General features: G+C 62.6%; 15 protein-coding genes. 6 read left to right on the top strand and 9 right to left on the bottom strand.

Annotation, left to right across the window (positions count from 1 at the left end; genetic code table 11):
• Nucleotides 1-217: 217 nt before the first annotated feature.
• A complete protein-coding gene (locus tag TU75_RS19520) occupies nt 218-1,405 on the bottom strand; it encodes a CynX/NimT family MFS transporter (protein ID WP_060549811.1) in 1,188 nt (395 codons plus the stop codon).
• 181 nt (nt 1,406-1,586) lie between these two features.
• On the opposite strand from TU75_RS19520, the gene TU75_RS19515 reads away from it, so the two are divergent.
• From TU75_RS19515 to TU75_RS19505, 3 genes are all read left to right on the top strand, one after another.
• Nucleotides 1,587-2,168, top strand: a complete 582-nt coding sequence (locus tag TU75_RS19515) for an alpha/beta hydrolase (RefSeq protein WP_003236081.1) — start codon at nt 1,587-1,589, stop codon at nt 2,166-2,168.
• Nucleotides 2,169-2,215: 47 nt separating this feature from the next.
• The gene (locus TU75_RS19510) at nt 2,216-3,142 is read left to right on the top strand and encodes a sigma 54-interacting transcriptional regulator (protein ID WP_003236079.1); all 927 of its coding nucleotides are present in this window, start codon (nt 2,216-2,218) and stop codon (nt 3,140-3,142) included.
• A 126-nt stretch (nt 3,143-3,268) separates the two neighbouring features.
• Nucleotides 3,269-4,051: a MetQ/NlpA family ABC transporter substrate-binding protein gene (locus TU75_RS19505; RefSeq protein ID WP_003236078.1), complete on the top strand. Its 783-nt coding sequence runs from the start codon at nt 3,269-3,271 to the stop codon at nt 4,049-4,051.
• A 126-nt stretch (nt 4,052-4,177) separates the two neighbouring features.
• Here TU75_RS19505 and TU75_RS19500 read toward each other — a convergent pair whose 3' ends face one another.
• Nucleotides 4,178-5,338, bottom strand: a complete 1,161-nt coding sequence (locus TU75_RS19500; protein ID WP_060549810.1) for an AAA family ATPase — start codon at nt 5,336-5,338, stop codon at nt 4,178-4,180.
• Between the two features lie 121 nt (nt 5,339-5,459).
• Between TU75_RS19500 and TU75_RS19495 the strand changes: the two genes are divergently transcribed.
• Genes TU75_RS19495 through TU75_RS19485 form a run of 3 tightly spaced genes read left to right on the top strand, consistent with a single transcriptional unit; the run spans nt 5,460 to nt 10,659 of the window.
• On the top strand, nt 5,460-6,542 hold the full coding sequence (locus tag TU75_RS19495) for an efflux RND transporter periplasmic adaptor subunit (protein WP_060549809.1): 1,083 nt from the start codon (nt 5,460-5,462) through the stop codon (nt 6,540-6,542).
• Nucleotides 6,539-7,609, top strand: coding sequence for an efflux RND transporter periplasmic adaptor subunit (locus tag TU75_RS19490; RefSeq protein WP_060549808.1), 1,071 nt, complete (start codon nt 6,539-6,541; stop codon nt 7,607-7,609). The genes TU75_RS19495 and TU75_RS19490 overlap by 4 nt, the downstream gene beginning before the upstream one ends.
• Nucleotides 7,606-10,659, top strand: a complete 3,054-nt coding sequence (locus tag TU75_RS19485) for an efflux RND transporter permease subunit (protein ID WP_060549807.1) — start codon at nt 7,606-7,608, stop codon at nt 10,657-10,659. Before TU75_RS19490 ends, TU75_RS19485 begins: the two co-directional genes overlap by 4 nt.
• Before the next feature lie 156 nt (nt 10,660-10,815).
• Here TU75_RS19485 and TU75_RS19480 read toward each other — a convergent pair whose 3' ends face one another.
• From TU75_RS19480 to TU75_RS19450, 7 genes are all read right to left on the bottom strand, one after another.
• Entirely contained in the window at nt 10,816-11,442 is a 627-nt protein-coding gene (locus tag TU75_RS19480; RefSeq protein WP_003236069.1) for a class I SAM-dependent methyltransferase, read from the bottom strand.
• Between the two features lie 124 nt (nt 11,443-11,566).
• Nucleotides 11,567-13,465, bottom strand: coding sequence for a hypothetical protein (locus tag TU75_RS19475; protein ID WP_060549806.1), 1,899 nt, complete (start codon nt 13,463-13,465; stop codon nt 11,567-11,569).
• 149 nt (nt 13,466-13,614) lie between these two features.
• Nucleotides 13,615-14,259, bottom strand: coding sequence for a methionine ABC transporter permease (locus tag TU75_RS19470; protein ID WP_003236065.1), 645 nt, complete (start codon nt 14,257-14,259; stop codon nt 13,615-13,617).
• A complete protein-coding gene (locus TU75_RS19465) occupies nt 14,249-15,364 on the bottom strand; it encodes a methionine ABC transporter ATP-binding protein (RefSeq protein WP_060549805.1) in 1,116 nt (371 codons plus the stop codon). Before TU75_RS19465 ends, TU75_RS19470 begins: the two co-directional genes overlap by 11 nt.
• Complete coding sequence (locus TU75_RS19460) at nt 15,361-16,176, bottom strand: MetQ/NlpA family ABC transporter substrate-binding protein (RefSeq protein ID WP_060549804.1); 816 nt, start codon at nt 16,174-16,176, stop codon at nt 15,361-15,363. Before TU75_RS19460 ends, TU75_RS19465 begins: the two co-directional genes overlap by 4 nt.
• An 83-nt stretch (nt 16,177-16,259) precedes the next feature.
• Complete coding sequence (locus TU75_RS19455) at nt 16,260-17,612, bottom strand: LLM class flavin-dependent oxidoreductase (RefSeq protein ID WP_060549803.1); 1,353 nt, start codon at nt 17,610-17,612, stop codon at nt 16,260-16,262.
• The gene (locus TU75_RS19450) at nt 17,612-18,805 is read right to left on the bottom strand and encodes an SfnB family sulfur acquisition oxidoreductase (protein WP_060549802.1); all 1,194 of its coding nucleotides are present in this window, start codon (nt 18,803-18,805) and stop codon (nt 17,612-17,614) included. Before TU75_RS19450 ends, TU75_RS19455 begins: the two co-directional genes overlap by 1 nt.
• Between the last annotated feature and the right edge of the window lie 2 nt (nt 18,806-18,807).

Genomic DNA, 18,807 nt, shown 5'->3' with positions numbered 1-18,807 from the left:
AATGCCGTTCAGTTAAGGAACATTTGTGGGCTTATTGTGGCGAGCGGGCTTGCCCCGCGTTGGGGTGCGAAGCACCCCCAATCCAGCAAAACGCGGTGTACCTGATACGGCTCAACACATGGTTTTGGGGCTCCTGCGCGGCCCAACGCAGGACAAGCCTGCTCGCCACAGGGAATCTGCGCTTAACTGAACGGCATTAGCGCTCGCCACTGGAAGATCAGTTGGCCGTTAAAGGTCCATCCGCACAGCTCGCCGGGCTGAACAGCCGCGTCACCAGCAGCATTGCCAGCACCGTCACGGTCAGCACGATCCAGGCGCTGACAAACTGGCCGGTGAGTTCGCGCAGCCAGCCGGTCAGCCACGGCGAAAGCGCATTGATCAAAAAGCCCACACCTTGCACGAACGCGGCCAGTTGCCCGGCCTGGCGCGGATCGCGGTGATGGTCCAGGGTCAGCAGCAGGCTCAGGGCAAAACAGGCGCCCAGACCGAAGCCGCACAGCGCCACCCACAGGTGCGGCAAGGCATGCGGCGCGAGGATCAATCCCAGATAACCGATGGCCTGTGCCGACAGGCTGATGCCGAGCAGCGGTCGACGGTCGCTGCTTCGTTGCGCGAGCACCGGCATCAGCAGCGCGGCGAGTACCTGGAAGATCGTCATGAACGCGAGCAGCGAGCCGCTGGGCAGCACGTCCCAGCCCAGTTGCTGATAGTAGGCCGGCAGCCAGGCCACCAGGCTCATGTAGCCGCAATTGACCAGGCCAAAATACAGCGCCAGCAGCCAGGCGCGACGATTACGCAGCCCTTTGAAGGCCGGACCCACCTGCATGTTTTTCGCCGCACCCAGGGGCAGCCATGCCCACAACAGCAACGCCCCCAGCGCCGGCAACAGCCATACGCCAAGGCCCGCCTGCCAGTGCTGGAAATGCGTGGCCACCACCGGGCTGAGCAACGCCGCCAGCCCGCCGCCGGCCATCAGCGAGGCCGAGTACACACCCATCGCCACCGGCACGCGCTGGTGAAATTCACGCTTGATCATCGCCGGCACCAGCGTCTGGATCAGCGCCACCCCTGCGCCGCCCAGCAGTGCCGTCACCAGCAGCGCCGACGCCTGGCCCAGCAGCCAGCGTGCCAGGCATGCCAGCAGAATCATTATCAGGCCCAGGGCAATCCCGCGCCGTTCACCCAAACGCGCCTCCACACGCACGCCCACCAGCGCCACCAGGCCCATGCACACCACCGGCAAACTGGTGAGCAGGGCGCTGCTCTGAAAGCTCAAGCCCGTTGCCTGGCGAATCTCACCGAGCAATGGGCTGATGGAGCTGAGAATCGGCCGCAGATTAAGACCCAGCACTACCAGCAGGCCCCAACCGGCCAGTCGACCCGCGAATGAAGAATTAAGCGTCATGCAGATCCGTCCCTGAACTCCAAAACACCCAGTATGAAGAGCCCCGCCTCAACTTGCAGCTTGAAGCTAAAAGCTCGAAGCTGCTTTTCAGTTATTAATAAATAGCTTCTTATTCCTTAACGGATATAAATCGCGTCCCTATACTGTCCAGCAACGCTAAATGCTGCAGGAGGGCACGCCCATGCACAGCGAGTCGATTCGTTACCTGATCGTGCCGGGCTGGCAAGGATCGCCAGAAGAACATTGGCAAAGTCACTGGCAGAACAGCCTGCCCAACAGTGCGCGGGTGGAGCAGGCCGACTGGCTGACCCCGCGCCGTGAAGACTGGGTGGCTGCGCTGGCCGAGGCCATCGCGGCCGACAGCACACCGGTGATTCTTATCGCCCACAGCCTGGGCTGCATTACCGTGGCCCACTGGGCGGCGACCGCGCCCCTGCACTTTTTGCGGCAGGTGCGCGGCGCCTTGCTGGTGGCCCCGGCGGACGTCGAACGTCCTGCCTGTGCGCCGGCCCTGCGCAACTTCGCGCCGATCCCGACCGACCTGCTGCCGTTTCCCAGTCAGGTGGTCGGTTCCGACAACGACAGTGCCGTCAGCGCCCCGCGTGCGCTGGAGCTGGCCCGCAACTGGGGGGCCGAAGCGGGCATTTTGTCCGGTGCCGGGCATATCAACGTGAAGTCCGGTCACCAGCGCTGGGAGCAGGGTTTCGCCTACCTCTATCGCCTGCAAAGCCGCCTTGAGCACCACGCCCGGCGTAGCGCATAAAATTTTTCAACGCCCCGTCCCTGAGTGGATTGGGGCGGGAGCCTGCCATGAGTCTGCATGAAACGTTCGGCCAGCCATTGCTGACCTTCCCCGACGCCGAAAAAAGCCCGCTGAGCATCCGCGCCAAGGCGCTGGTGTTTGTCGATCCGCGTTCGCGGCAACTGCGCGAAGACCTCGAAAGCCTCGCCCCACGTGCCTTGCCCGTGTTGATTCGCGGCGAGACCGGCAGCGGCAAGGAACTGCTGGCGCGGCATATCCACCGAGGCAGTGATCGCAGCGGGCTGTTTGTGTCGGTCAACTGTGGCGCGATCAGCCCGACTTATGCCGACGCCGAACTGTTTGGCTATGCCGCCGGCAGCCACAGCGGCGCGGTGAGCAGCCGCGCCGGCTGGTTTGGTTCGGCCAATGGCGGCACCTTGTACCTGGATGAGATCGGCGACCTGCCGTTGCCTATCCAGGTCAAGCTGCTCGCGGCCCTGGAGAACCACGAAGTCACCCGCGTCGGCGCCCAGCAGCCCAGCCCGGTGGACGTGCGCCTGGTGGCGGCCACCAGCATCGACCTGGCCCAGGCCGTGGCGGCCGGCAAATTCAATGAGCGGCTGTTTCATTACCTGAGCGAAGGCAAGCTGGAGTTGCCGGCGCTGCGCGAGCGGGTGGGCGACATCCTGTCCCTGGCCGAATATTTTCTTGGCATCTACAGTCAACGCCTGGAGTTGCCGGTGCCGTTGATCAGCGAGGCCGCCCAGCGCGTGCTGGAACAGCACAGCTGGCCGGGCAATACCCGTGAGCTGGAAAACGTTATTCACTTCGCGTTACTGGTGAGCAGCGGCGACGAAATCCTGCCGGAGCATCTGAACCTGCCGGTGGCCGGTTCACCGCTGGAGCAACTGCGACGGATTTACCAGAACGCCGGCCCTGCAGAACAGGAAACCTTGCGTAAATTCCTGCATGAGCAAAATGGCATATCAACGTGAATAAAAGATATTGTTCGGGAATAAAAAATATCGGTATTGTCCGCTTCACGCAGCGATAGCACATCGCTGGCACCTTACCCAAAACGGTCGTCAGAGACGCCCCGCACTTTCGATTAAGGACACTGCATGAAAAAGGTTTTGCTGTTTACCGCACTGGCGGCTGCCCTGACTGCCGGCTTTGCCCAGGCCAACGAGAAACTGGTGGTGGCCGCCACCCCGGTGCCGCACGCCGAGATCCTCGAGCTGGTCAAGCCGACGCTGGCCAAGGAAGGCGTCGACCTGCAGGTCAAAGTCTTCACCGACTACGTACAGCCTAACGTGCAGGTGGCCGAGAAGCGTCTGGACGCCAACTACTTCCAGACCCTGCCGTACCTGGAAAACTTCAACAAGGGCAAGGGCACCAACCTGGTCACCGTGATCGGCGTGCATGTCGAACCCTTCGGCGCCTACTCGAAAAAAATCACCAAAATCGAAGACCTCAAGGACGGCGCCACGGTTGCCATTCCGAACGAGGGTTCCAATAGCGGCCGTGCCCTGCTGCTGCTGCAAAAGAACGGCGTGATCACCCTCAAAGACCCGACCAATGCGCTGTCCACACCAAAAGACATCGCCAGCAACCCGAAACACCTGAAGTTCCGCGAGCTGGAATCGGCCCTGCTGCCACGCATGCTCGACCAGGTTGACCTGGCGCTGATCAACACCAACTACGCCCTGGAAGCCGGTCTCAACCCGGCCAAGGACGCGCTGATCATCGAGGACGCCAAATCGCCGTACGTGAACTTCCTGGTAGCCCGTCCGGACAACAAGGACAGCGACGCCATCCAGAAACTGGCCAAGGCGCTGACCAGCCCGGAAGTGAAAGCCTTCATCGAGAAGAAATACGGCGGCGCGGTGTTGCCGGCGTTCTGATGTAACGCAATACCCCTTCAAGGTTTCAACGCCGACGGCTTCTACAGCGCCGGCGTTTTTTTGTTTAAAGCCCAATCAAAACGGTGGGAGGAGGCTTGCCCCCGACGAGGCCTGTACAGGCCAAAACTACTCCGGCCAATGCCACGCTGGCGCATCCAGCATCCCTTCCCCGACAATTTGCGTCTGCCCCATCACCTTCTCCAACACAATCGAGTTACACCCCTCATCCTGCTCCAGTGCGGCAATCAACCGGCTGGCATGGGACACCACCCACACCTGGCACCGCTGCGATGTCTGGATAATCAAGCGTGCCAATGCCGGCAGCAAATCCGGATGCAGGCTGGTCTCCGGCTCGTTCAGCACCATCATGCTCGGCGGCCTTGGTGTCAGCAGCGCGGCGATCAGCAGCAGATAGCGCAAGGTGCCGTCGGACAACTCCGCCGCCGACAATGGCCGCAGCAACCCGTCCTGATAAAACTCGATGGCGAAGCGTCCACCCTGCAACGGCTCGATATTCAGCCGCGCGCCGGGAAATGCATCACTGATCGCGCGCTGCAACGCCTCGGGGTCGCCGATCTCGCGAATGGTTTGCAGCGCCGCCGCCAGATCGCGGCCGTCGTGATGCAGCACGGGCGTGCGTGTACCCAGTTGCGGCTGGCGGACCGGCGCATCCACGTCACTGCGAAAGTGATCATAAAAGCGCCAGCCGCGAATACTCTCGCGCAGCAGCAATACCTCCGGCGAGCCGCGCAAACTACCGACCTGGTCGAACAGGCTCTGGTAATTCGGCGTGTGCTGGGCCAGCACATCCCAGGCCCGGCCTTCACGGGCGCGCACCATCGGCCCCGAGCGCTGCACCAGCAAGCTGGCCGGGCGGTAGATATGGCCGGCCCAGATGCATTCCTTTTTCACTTGCGGGTCCAGCGAGAAATACGACGCACTGGGTTCAGGCAGCCCTAACGAGATGGCATAGCTGAAATCCTCGGCGGTAAAGCCCAGGCGCAGGCGTTTGACGCCCTGGCGCACGCTGGGCTCGACCGCCACCTCGCCACTGCGCATGCGCCGGCTGATAGTCTCCGGCCCGGCCCAGAACGTGGAATCCAGTCCACCCTCGCGGGCCAGTGCATTGATCACCCCGCCCTGCGCGGTTTCGGCGAGCAGGCGCAAGGCTCGATAGAGGTTGGATTTGCCGCTGCCATTGGGCCCGGTGATCAGGTTCAAGCGATCAAGCGGCACCACCAACTTATTGATCGAGCGGTAGTTGGCCACCGCGAGGGTCTTGAGCATGGGGATTCATTCGGCGTGGGAACCATCGGAGTATGTAAGCCTCCATGCAGATAAGGAACCCTGAACTACGCTCACAGTCGCATACACACTGGCAAGTCGGCATCACGCAAAAGGAGCCTGCATGGGCGGTCGTATTTCCACCTGTATTTTCGGATTCGGTCTACTGGCCCTATTGAGCGGCTGTAGTGAAGAAAACGCCGAGCCCAAGCAGCATTCCCGGGTCTTTGTGCAAACCGTTGCGCCTGCGGATTTCGCCGCAGCGGTCACCCTGACCGGCGATATCCAGGCCCGTGTGCAGACCGACCTGTCCTTTCGCGTCGGCGGCAAGATCATCCAGCGCATGGTCGATGTGGGCGACCGGGTCACGGCCAAACAAGTGCTGGCCAGGCTCGACCCCAAGGATCTGCAGACCAATGTCGATTCGGCCCAGGCTCAGGTGGTGGCCGAGCAGGCGCGGGTCAAGCAGACCGCCGCCGCCTTCGTGCGCCAGGAAAAACTGCTGCCCAAGGGCTACACCAGCCGCAGTGAATACGATTCGGCCCAGGCCGCCTTGCGCGGCAGCCAAAGCGCATTGGCCGCCGCCCAGGCGCAGCTGGCCAATGCCCGTGAACAACTGAGCTACACCGCGCTGATTGCCGACGCCCCCGGTGTGATCACCGCGCGCCAGGCCGAGGTGGGTCAGGTGGTGCAGGCCACGCTGCCGATTTTCAGCCTGGCCACCGATGGCGAGCGCGACGCGGTGTTCAACGTTTATGAATCGCTGCTGGTGGAGCCGGCGCCCCAGACGCCGATCACCGTGAGCCTGCTCGACAACCCGAGCATTCAGGCGGTGGGCAAGGTGCGCGAAGTCACCCCGGCCGTGGCCGCCAATACGGGTACCGTGCAAGTCAAGATTGCCCTGCAAAGCCTGCCCGAGGGCATGCGGCTGGGTTCTGTGGTGAGCGCGACCGCCAAGGGCAAGGCCGCGCCGAGTGTCGAGCTGCCTTGGTCGGCCCTGACCAAAGACATCAACGATCCTGCCGTATGGTTGGTGGACGGCGACGGCAAGGCGCAGTTGCACAAGGTCAGCGTTGCGCGCTACCTCACCGGCAAGGTGATCATTGGCGACGGCCTCAAGGGCGGTGAAAAAGTCGTGGTGGCGGGCGGGCAGTTGCTGCACCCCGGCATGCTCGTCGAGATCGCCCAGCCAGGAGCGCAGCCATGAAGCGCCTGACCGTTCTGCTCGCCGCCGGCCTTTTACTGGCGGCCTGTTCCAGGGAAGAAGCGCCGCCCGAGCCGGTGCGCCCGGTGCTGTCAATGCAAGTGAAGGCGCAAGACCAGGAAACCCTCGGCCGCTTCGCCGGCACCATCCAGGCCCGCTATGAAAGCAACTTGGGCTTTCGCGTGCCCGGCCGCATTGCGCGGCGCGCCGTGGACGTGGGCGCCGAAGTGGAGAAGGGCGCTCTGCTCGCCGTGCTCGACCCCACCGATCAGCAAAACCAGCTGCGCGCCGCCCAGGGCGACCTCGCCCGCGTGCAGGCGCAATACATCAATGCCCAGGCCAACGCGCGCCGTCAGCAGGAGCTGTTCAACCGTGGCGTCGGCGCCCAAGCCCAGTTGGATGTGGCCCAAACCGACCTGAAAACCACCCGCGCCACCCTTGAGCAAGCCCAGTCCTCGGTCAACCAGGCCAGGGACCAGCTCAACTACGCCGAGCTGCGCACCGACCATGCCGGCATCGTCACCGCCTGGAACGCCGAGGCGGGTCAGGTGGTGACGGCCGGTCAGCAAGTGGTGACCCTGGCCCGCCCGGACGTCAAGGAAGCAGTGATCGACCTGCCGGCGGGCCTCGCCGAGCGTCTGCCAGCGGACGTGGTGTTTATTGTGGCGGGGCAGCTCGACCCCAACGTCAACACCACCGCCATCGTGCGCGAGATCGAACCCCAGGCCCAAAGCGCCACGCGCACCCGTCGCGCGCGGCTGACCCTGGCCGAGACGCCGCCCGCCTTCCGCCTGGGCACGGCGATCAGCGTCACCTTGAGCAGCGCCATTGCGCCGCGTATCGAGCTGCCGCTGAGCGCCTTGCAGGAAGTCGACGGCGCCACCCGCATCTGGCTGCTCGACACCCAGAGCCAGACGGTGCAGCCGCGCGACGTCACGGTGCTCAGCCGTGACAGCGACAGCGCCCTGCTCAAGGGCGGGGTCAAGCCTGGCGAGCGCATCGTCATCGCCGGCGTGAACAGCCTGAAACCCGGGCAGAAAGTCAAAATCGACAAGGACAGCCCGCGATGAAACGCAGCTTCAACTTATCTGACTGGGCCCTCAAGCATCAGTCCTTCGTCTGGTACCTGATGTTCGTCGCGCTGCTGATGGGCGTGTTTTCTTACATGAACCTGGGGCGCGAGGAAGACCCTTCGTTCACCATCAAGACCATGGTGATCCAGACGCGCTGGCCGGGCGCGACCCAGGAAGAAACCCTCAAACAGGTCACCGACCGCATCGAGAAGAAACTCGAAGAACTCGACGCCCTCGACTACGTGAAAAGCTATACGCGACCGGGCGAGTCCACGGTGTTCGTGTTCCTCAAGGACACCACCAGCGCCAAGGACATCCCGGACACCTGGTACCAGGTGCGCAAGAAGATCGACGACATTCGTGGCAGCTTCCCCCAGGGGTTGCAGGGGCCGTCGTTCAACGATGAGTTCGGTGACGTGTTCGGCTCGGTGTATGCCTTTACCGGCGACGGCCTGTCGATGCGCCAGCTGCGTGACTATGTGGAGCAGGTGCGCGCCGAGATCCGTGCGGTGCCTGGGTTGGGCAAGGTCGAGATGATCGGCCAGCAGGACGAAGTGATCTACCTCAATTTCTCCACGCGCAAACTCGCGGCGTTGGGGGTTGATCAGCGTCAGGTGGTGCAAAGTCTGCAATCGCAGAACGCGGTGACGCCCGCCGGGGTGATCGAGGCGGGGCCGGAGCGGATTTCCGTGCGCACCTCCGGGCAGTTTGCCTCGGAGAAGGACCTGGCCAACGTCAACCTGCGCCTCAATGACCGCTTCTACCGCCTGGCCGATATCGCCGAGATCAGCCGTGGCTACGTCGACCCCGCGCGGCCGATGTTCCGCTTCAACGGCAAACCGGCAATCGGTCTAGCGATTGCCATGCAGAAGGGCGGCAATATCCAGTCGTTCGGCAAGGCGCTGCACACGCGGATGGACGAGCTGACCGCCGACCTGCCGGTGGGCGTGGGCGTGCACAAGGTGTCCGACCAGGCTGAGGTGGTGGAAGAAGCCGTCGGCGGCTTCACCAGCGCGTTGTTCGAAGCGGTGATCATCGTGTTGGTGGTGAGCTTCATCAGCCTCGGCATGCGTGCGGGCCTGGTGGTGGCGTGTTCGATTCCGCTGGTGCTGGCGCTGGTGTTCGTGTTCATGGAATACAGCGGCATCACCATGCAGCGCGTGTCGTTGGGCGCGCTGATCATCGCCCTCGGCCTGCTGGTGGACGACGCGATGATCACCGTGGAGATGATGATCACGCGCCTGGAAAAAGGCGAAACCAAGGAGCAGGCGGCGACCTACGCCTACACCTCCACGGCGTTCCCGATGCTCACCGGTACGCTGGTGACCGTGGCCGGCTTTGTGCCCATCGGCCTCAACGCCAGTTCGGCGGGGGAATACACGTTCACGCTGTTCGCGGTGATTGCCGTGGCCATGCTGGTGTCGTGGGTGGCGGCGGTGCTGTTTGCGCCGGTGATCGGCGTGCATATCCTCAGCGCCAATGTGAAGCCGCATAACGGTGAGCCGGGGCGTATCGGCCGCGCCTTCAACGGCGGCATGCTGTGGGCGATGCGCAACCGCTGGTGGGCCATCGGCATTACCGTCGCGCTGTTCGTGGCGTCGGTGTTCTCCATGCAGTTCGTGCAGAACCAGTTTTTCCCGTCGTCGGACCGTCCGGAAGTGCTCGTTGACCTGAACCTTCCGCAAAACGCGTCGATCAACGAAACCCGCAAGGCCGTCGACCGCCTTGAGGCGATCATCAAGGACGACCCGGATATCGCGCGCTGGAGCACCTACATCGGGCAGGGCGCGATCCGTTTCTACCTGCCCCTCGACCAGCAACTGGAAAACCCGTACTACGCGCAGTTGGTGATCGTCAGCAAGGGCCTGGAGGAACGCGGCGCGTTGATCGCGCGTCTGCAAAAGCGTTTGCGTGATGACTTTGTCGGCATCGGCAGCTATGTGCAGCCGCTGGAAATGGGCCCGCCGGTGGGGCGGCCGATTCAGTACCGCGTGTCGGGCCAGGACATCGACCAGGTGCGCAAGCACGCCATCGAACTGGCAACCCTGCTTGACCAGAACGATCACCTGGGCGAGATGATCTACGACTGGAACGAGCCGGGCAAAGTGCTGCGCATCGACATTGCCCAGGACAAGGCGCGGCAGTTGGGGCTGTCGTCGGAAGACGTGGCGCAGCTGATGAACAGCGTGGTCAGTGGTGCCTCGGTGACTCAGGTGCACGACGACATCTACCTGATCAACGTGGTCGGTCGCGCCGAAGACGCCGAACGCGGTACGCCCGAAACCCTGCAGAACCTGCAGATTGTCACGCCCAACGGCACGTCGATTCCGCTGCTGGCGTTCGCCACCGTGCGCTACGAGCTGGAGCAGCCGCTGGTGTGGCGCCGCGACCGCAAGCCGACCATCACGGTCAAGGCCTCGGTGCGCGATGAGATACAGCCGACCGACCTGGTCAAACAACTCAAGCCCGAGATCGACACGTTCAGCGCCGGTCTGCCGGTGGGCTATAAGGTCGCCACCGGCGGCACCGTGGAAGAAAGCGGCAAGGCCCAGGGCCCGATTGCCCGGGTGGTGCCGTTGATGCTGTTTTTGATGGCGACCTTCCTGATGATCCAGCTGCACAGCGTGCAGAAGATGTTCCTGGTGGCCAGCGTGGCGCCGCTGGGGCTGATCGGCGTGGTGCTGGCGCTGATTCCCACCGGCACGCCCATGGGCTTTGTGGCGATCCTCGGCATTCTGGCGCTGATCGGCATCATCATCCGCAACTCGGTGATTCTGGTGACGCAAATTCATGAATATGAAGTGGCCGGCTACACGCCGTGGGATGCGGTGGTGGAAGCCACCGAGCACCGGCGCCGGCCGATCCTGCTCACGGCTGCGGCGGCCAGCCTGGGCATGATTCCGATTGCGCGGGAAGTGTTCTGGGGGCCGATGGCGTACGCGATGATTGGCGGAATCATCATCGCCACGCTGCTGACGCTGTTGTTTTTGCCGGCGCTGTATGTGGCCTGGTACAAGATTCGCGAGCCCAGGCAGGACCAGACCTGATGCGGATGTGTGGCCTGTGAAGCCGTCATCGCAGGCAAGCCAGCTCCCACAGTTGGAATGCATCTCTCTGTGGGAGCGGGGCGAGCCTTAATGCCGTTCAGTTAAGGAAAATGTGTGGGCTTATTGTGGCGAGCGGGCTTGCCCGCGCTGGTGGTCTTAAGCTTTGCGCCAGACGCTCGCCAGCCACGGTTGCTGATCGCGGGGTAGCCCGGCCGGGCGGTAGTAATGTTCCAGTTCCACAAAACCGGCTGTGGTCAGCAAGGATTGCCACGCCTGCAGGTCGTGATAGGAACCATAGCGCGGCCCATTCCAGCCTTCACGGTTGTTCCCGCGCGGGTTGGAGCTGAACAACACGCCGCCCGGCTTCAACGCGCCATGCAACTGCGTGAGCACGCGCGGCAATTCCTGCTTGGGGATATGAAACAGCACCGCATTGGCGAAGATCCCGTCGAAGCGTGCGGCGGGCAGCTCCAGCTTGAGGAAATCCTGCTGATAGACCTCGCAGCCGCTGTCCTCGCGCGCCATCTGCGCAAAGCGCTCGGACCCGTCCAGGCCGACGGCGACATGCCCCATGCGCGTAAACGTCTGCAGATCCCGCCCCGGCCCGCAGCCAAAATCCAGCAGGGTGAACGGCGCATTGCCCTGGATGTGGCGCAGCAGCGCTTCGATATTCTGGCTCACATCGTGGTCGCGGGTGCCTTCGCGAAAGTCCTCGGCCACCTGGTTGTAATGGCCCAGGGTGGTGGAGGTGATCTGGTCGAGGTCGTCAGGGGCGAGTTTCACGGTGGGGGCTTCGGCGTGGTGGCTAAGAGCGTGACTATACGCCACGGCGGCGCCCTAAATAAAAACGGAACAGCCTCTGCGCCTGTTCCGCTCAAATGCATCGAGGTGTCGTCACGTTGAAAAGCTAGGTTCGCTCCACCACAAAGTTGCGCAGGACGTAGTCATTGCCGACGCCGCTATCCTGGTCGCTGACATACATGAGGTCAATGTCGGTACCTTGAGCGACAAAGGACAGTGACATCGACTGGAAGTAGGGGTAATCCGTCGTAATCGTCAGTGGAGTGGTCTTCTCGCCCTGGCTCGTTTGCAGAAAACCAATCGGGTAGGCGAAATCTTCACTCCACCGACTGACTTGCACACTGAATACATAGGTGGTGCCTGCACGAAGATTCGTGAAGCGCTTTTTAAGCAAGACACCCGCCGATTTATTAGTGAACGTATTGTTGAACAGGATCAGCTTTCCATTATCGTTCACGAATTTCAGGTTTCGTGGGTCCGCTCCTGCAGGGCCCCGCTCCCAGCCGGCATAGGAACCGTCGGCAAACGTACTGGTGTCGTTGACCAGTTCTTTACCTTGAACCTTCAGTTGCTGGTTGCCCGACACGGATGTTTTGATGTTCGTCGTCACTTCGTAACTCAAGTTGACAACCTGGCCCATGCTTTGAGAAATAAGTTGCGGGCTGATGTTGAAGAGAACAGTACCGCTGGCGTTGCCCGTCTGCACCGGAATAGCGGCGCTGGAACCATTGGCAAAGGTCCAGTTGAGGCTGATCACGTGGGTAGAGTTCATGCCCTGGTACTTCACTGCCACAACGGCACCGTTCGGATAGTTCTCCGGGGCGATCGTCCGAGGCCCGGGCTTGTTTTCGAACGCGGGTGCCGGGAGAACCAGTGCAGCGGTGCCCACGACCCTCACCACTGTGCTGCCCGAGCGATTCAGCAGCGTGCCATCAGCGGCTTGCCACTCGACAAACATGCGCAGGGTGCCGTCGGTCATCGAGGCGATGAGGTCGGTGGGGATCGCGAGGATTTCCGAGCCCTGGTTCTTGTCGGTAACGGCAGGCAGGCGCACGGTGCGCGAGGACGTGCCGGATTGGGTGTTCTGCGTCACCGTCACGACCAGTACGATCTGGTTAGGGGGGGTAGGGGCCAGAGGGTCTACAGGCAAAGTGACCTGTGCTTCGTAGCGCTGCGCGCTGGGTTGATCAAGGTCGACCGTGGACTTTACGACACCGTCGAGCATGAACGCCGGCGGCCTGAGCAGAGTGACGTCCAGCTCACTCTCCAGAATATAGGGCTTGGAGTACGCGTACGTCTCCCCGGAGACGTTGTTCACCACGTCTCGTACCATGAACGCCACACCAACCGGACCGAACTGATTGCCCTGCTTGATCACCTGTGGGCTGATAAAGATGCGAATCGGCGCCGTCCCCGCGGCCTCGGCGGGGCTGACAATATGATCGATGGTGGATGCGCCATAGGCGACTGTAATGGTGTCGTTCTTGCGAATGTTTTCGTACGGTTTGATCAGGCACCACAGCCCGATCTGGGTATTGGCCTGATTAATGATCGAGCCATCCGGCAAACCATCGATCGTCAGGTGCAACCCGCGGTGGTAGTGCTCTGAAGCCCAGAAAGTGAGTCCGCCGGGGCGCTGGGTCTTGACCAGATAAAGTTGAGGAAATGAAGCTTCCAGTTGCCCGCTGGCAGCGCGCGTTACTTCGCCAACTACATCGGATTCGCCTTCGGGAATTTTTGTACCTGGGATCGTCAGGTTATAGCGATTGGCAATGTTCTTGACGATGTCCTGAGCCACAGGTATCGGCGAAGTGCCCCAATAGATCGCGAAGCTGTCGTTTGGAACGGACGCCTGCCAATTTTCAAAGGCAAACAGGGCATTAGGGTCCGTCTCGCGCCGGCCCAGACCCCACTCCGAGGCTTCCGGGTAAGGGGTAGCGGTTAACGGTATGGCGGGATAGACCGAATAGGGCGGCGTGGGGAGTAATTGAGTTGGAGTGGTCATAACCATCACCTTGCTGGGTTGAGTCGCGCACTGGCTGCGCAACGGGCAAGGTGAATGAAGCGCTTGTGAGGTTAATTGAATCTACTGTCAGAATTGACAGTGGCGACGAGTGGTTGCATCGCCCACAAGGCGATGCAGACCCTTGCCATTCAGCGCTTGTCGAGCACCCGCGCCAACCGATCTCCACCCAACTGAATCACCGTCACCAGCACCACCAGCAGCACAATCACGGTCAGCATGATCTGCGTGTCAAAGCGCTGATACCCGTAGCGGTAGGCAATGTCGCCCAAGCCACCGGCGCCAATCGCCCCGGCCATGGCCGATGAGTTGATCATCGTCACCAGGGTAATCGTGAACCCGCCGACGATGCCCGGCAACGCCTCCGGCAACAGCACGTGCCGGATGATGTGCCAGCGCCTGCACCCCATGGCCTGTGCGGCTTCGATCAGGCCGTGATCGACCTCACGCAGACTCACCTCGGCGATCCGTGCAAAAAACGGCGTAGCGGCGATGGTCAGTGGCACCACGGCGGCCCAGACGCCGTAGGTGGTGCCGACGATAAGGCGAGTGAAGGGGATGAGCGCCACCATCAGAATCAGAAACGGAATCGAGCGGAACAGATTGACGAACGCCCCCAGCACGCGGTTCAAGGCCGGGGCCTGATAGATCCCGCCCTTGTCGCTGGTCACCAGGAACACCGCAAGCGGAATGCCCACCAGCAATGCGATCAGTGACGACACGCCGACCATCAACAAGGTGTCGATGGCACCCTGCACCAAACGATCAAACCACATAGCCCAGCACCTGCGCCTGTTGCGCCCAGTTCGCGGCGCGGTTACGCAGTTCTTCGGCGCTATGAGCCGAGCCATTCACCGCCAGCAGCAATTGCCCCAGGGCATGGCCCTGAATTCGCTCCACGCCGCCCTGCAGCAAGCGCACGCGCCCGCCGAGGGCGCCGAACAGCGCGGCCAGGTCCGGTTCGTCGGTGGCGCTGCCGGTGAACTGCAAACGCAGCACCACGGCCGCGTCTGCCGATACCTGCGTCGGTTGCAAACGGCTTTGCAGTTCCTGCGGCAAAGCATGCTGCAACGGCGCCAGCAGGGTCTGGCTCACCGTATGTTGCGGGCTGCCGAACACTTGCCACACCGGGCCTTGCTCGACGATTTTGCCGTGCTCGAGCACCACCACGCGGTCGCAAATGTCGCGGATCACCGCCATTTCGTGGGTGATCAGCACAATGGTCAGGCCCAGGCGGCGGTTGATCTCACGCAGCAGGGCGAGGATCGACTGAGTGGTTTCCGGGTCGAGGGCCGAGGTGGCCTCGTCGCACAGCAGTATCTCGGGGTCGTGCACCAGCGAACGGGCGATGCCCACGCGCTGCTTTTGTCCGCCGGACAGTTGCGCCGGGTAGGCCTTGTGCTTGTCCTGCAAGCCCACCAGTTCCAGCAGCTCGCGCACCTTTTGCTCGCGCTGCGGCTTGGGGATACCGGCCACCTTGAGTGGCAGTTCGACGTTCTGCCACACGGTCTTGGCCGACATCAGGTTGAAGTGCTGGAAGATCATGCCGATGCGCCTGCGCAGCGCCACCAGGCGGTCTTCGTCGAAGTCGCCGATGTCCACCTGATCGATCAGCACGCGCCCGCTGCTTGGCTGTTCCAGACGGTTGATGGTGCGAATCAGCGAGGATTTGCCGGCGCCGCTGCGGCCGATGATGCCGAACACCTCGCCGTGCTGGATCGCCAGGTCGATGCCGTGCAGGGCCTGCACGGTGCCGTCGTAGGTCTTGCCCAGGTTGATGAAACGCACATGGGCGCGGTTCAGTTCAGGGTGCAGCTGGGTCTGTTCGGCGTCCCTGGGCGGTATGTCCAGGTCGCGAAGTCGGGCATTGGCGGCGCTCATTGTTTACCTTCCCAGCCTACCTGGTAGAGCGTGCCGAGGGATTTATCCAGGGCGGCGCGCACCACGGGCGAATGCTGGTAAATGTCGACGACCTTGATCACGCGCGGGTCGGTTTTGCTCTTGGGCTGGATCACGAACTGGATCACGTATTCCGGGTGGTCCAGGCCGTCGAACAGCAATGCCGACTCGGCATCGAAGGTCTTGGACAGGCGGATATACGCCGGGTAGCCCTGCACCAGGTCGGCGTCGTCATAGGCGCGCACCAGTTGCACGGCTTCCACTTGCAGGATCTTCAGCTTTTTCGGGTTGCTGACGATGTCTTCTTCGGTGGCCTTGTAGCCTACGCCCGGCTTGAGGGTGATCAGCCCGGCCTTGGCCAGTAGTTGCAGGCCACGACCGCTGTTGATCGGGTCGTTGGCAATCGCCACGCTGGCGCCCTGGGGCAGCTCTGCAATGGTTTTGTATTTTTTCGAATACAGCCCGACATTATTGATGATGCCCGGCGCGTACGGCACCAGGTCGAAACCTGCGGCGGCCTTGGCGTTTTCCAGAAAAGGAATGTGCTGGAAGTAGTTCACGTCGATGTCGCCGGCGGCCAGGCTGACGTTGGGCGCGATCCAGTCAGAGAATTCCACCAGCTCGACGTTCAGACCCTGCTTGCCGGCTTCGGCAACGGCGGCCTCAAGGGGAATGGCGAAGGCGGCGGTGGTGCCGACCTTGAGCGGCGTATCGGCGGCGAACACTGTCGAGCTGATCAAGCCGAAGGCCAGGGCCAGTGCTTTGACTGGGTGGGAGCGCAGCGTTTTTTTCATGGTCGATTTCCAGTCATGAGGTGTAGGTGCAAACAATGAAGATCTACTGTGGGAGGGGGTCTGCCACCTCCCACATTTCCAATTCAGTGGCGGTAGGTGGAGCCGGTGTGTTGTTTGGGAAGGCGGGCGCTGGCGTGGAAGACTTTTTCGCGCAGCGTGCCGGTCTCGTATTCGGTCTTGTACGAGCCGCGCTTCTGCAACTCCGGCACCACCAGGTCAATGAAATCCACATAGCTTTCCGGCGTGACGATTCGGGTCAGGTTGAAACCATCCAGCCCGGTTTCGCTGATCCACAATTCCAGCTCATCGGCCACCTGTTCCGGCGAGCCCACCAGGGTGATGTAGCGACCGCCCAGAGCGTGCTGCTCCAGTAACTTGCGCCGGGTCCAGTCGTTGTTCTGCAGGGTTTTGCTGGCCGACTGGATGGCGTTGCTCTTCACGTACTGGATCGGTTCGTCCAGTTCGTATTCGGCAAAATCAATCGCAGTGGACGCGGCGAAATGCGCCACGCCGGCCTCCGCGCTGGCGTAGCTCAGGTACTCGGCGTGCTTGGCCCAGGCCAGCTCCTCGGTGGCGCCGACGATCACATTGAGGCCCATGAACACCTTGATGTCCTGCGCATTGCGCCCGGCTTGCACCGCACTGGCGCGCACCTTGTCCACCTGCGCCTTGGTCGCGGCCCTGGTCTGGCCGCTGATGAACACGCACTCGGCATGGCGCCCGGCGAACAGCAGGCCACGGTCCGAACTGCCAGCCTGGAACAGCACCGGCGTGCGCTGCGGCGACGGCTCGCACAGGTGATAGCCTTCCACCTGGTAGAACTCGCCGTGGTGCTCGACCTTGTGCACCTTGCCCGGCTGGGCATAGATCCGTTGCGCCGGATCGTTGAGCACGGCGTCGTCTTCCCAGCTGCCTTCCCAGAGTTTGTAGAGCACTTGCAGGTACTCATCGGCCTGGTCGTAACGGCGGTCATGCTCGACCTGTTCAGTCAGGCCCATGGCCTTGGCCGCACTGTCGAGGTAGCCGGTGACGATGTTCCAGCCCACCCGGCCACGGCTCAGGTGATCCAGCGTCGACATGCGCCGGGCGAACAGGTACGGCGGCTCGTAGGTGAGGTTGGCGGTGAGGCCGAAGCCGAGGTTTCGGGTGACTGCCGCCATGGCCGACACCAGCAGCAACGGGTCGTTGACTGGCAACTGGATCGACTCCTTGAGCGGCACGTCGATGCAATGCTGGTAGACGTCGTACACGCCAACGATATCGGCAATGAACAGGCCGTCGAACAAACCGCGTTCCAGGGTTTTTGCCAGGTCGGTCCAGTACTCGATGGTTTTGTAGTGGGTGGAGGTGTCCCGTGGATGGGTCCACAGGCCGTGGTTGATATGCCCGATGCAGTTCATGTTGAAGGCATTGAGCAGGATCTTTTTCTTCGCCATCAGAGGGTCCCCCGCAGCGGCGGGTTTTCATCGTTGAGGTAGTAATTGCCTACCGCGTGATACTTCCAGCGCACCGGGTCGTGCAGGGTGTGTACCCGCGCATTGCGCCAGTGACGGTCAAGGCCATGCTCGGCCAGGGTGGCCTGGCTGCCGGCGAGCTCGAACAGGGTGCTGCCGGCAGCCAGGGATATTTCTGTGCTCAGGGCACGCGCTTCGGCCACCGCAATCGAGGCGGCGGCGACCGTCTCGGCATTGCTGTCGGCCTGGGCGCGGTCGAGGCATTCGCCGGCCCGTTCAAGCAGTGCCTCGGCCGCGTGCAGGCGGATGCTCAGGTGGCCGAAGCTCTTCAAGGTCAGTGGGTCTTCGCTGGCCTTGTCGTTGCCGGCGTCGATCCACGGGCGGGTCTTGGTGCGCACAAAGTGCAGCGCATCTTCAAAGGCAGCGCGAGCGATGCCGGTGTCGATGGCGGCGTGAAGGATCTGCGCCAGCGGGCCGACGGTGGTCGGGCGCTCGAAGGCGCTCTGGAAAGGGATGACGTCGCGGGCGGCGACCCACACGTTATCGAACACCACCGAGCCGCTGCCGGTGGTGCGCTGGCCGAAGCCGCTCCAGTCGTCGATCACGCTGAGGCCCTGGCTGTCGCGTGGCACAAAGGCCAATTGCTGCACGCTGTGCTCATCCACCACGGAGGTGGGGATGCGCTGGGCGTAGAGCGCGCCGGTGGCGTAGAACTTGCGGCCGGTGATACGGAATCCGTCGCCGTCGCGGGTGAGCCGGGTGACGCGATCATGGGCGGTTTTGGTGCCCAGTTCGGCCAGCGCGTTACCGAAACGCTGGCCGGCCAGCACCTCGGCGTACAGGCGTTGCTGCTGCTCGGGGCTGCCATTCACGCGCAGCACTTGCAGCGCATAGAAGTGGTTTTGCGGAATCTGGCCCAGGGAGGCATCGGCCTGGGCGATCAGCGCGATAACCTTGGCCAGGGTGACATTGGACACGCCCGCGCCGCCGTACTCGCGGGGCACGCTGATGCCCCACAGGCCCGAGCGCGAGAACGCGTCCAGCTCGGGCAGCGGCAGGCGGCGTTCGCGGTCGCGCTGGGCGCTGTCGCGGCGAAAGTCTTCGGCCAGGTCGCTGGCGACAATCAGGGCTTGCTCGTCGCTGGTGATGACCGCGACGTGATGGGAAAGGGTCATGG

The sequence above is a fragment of the Pseudomonas poae genome, assembly GCF_001439785.1.
Taxonomy (GTDB): Bacteria; Pseudomonadota; Gammaproteobacteria; order Pseudomonadales; family Pseudomonadaceae; genus Aquipseudomonas; species Aquipseudomonas poae.
The sequence above is the reverse complement of the archived record's forward strand: the minus strand, read 5'-3'. Positions and strand labels throughout refer to the sequence as shown.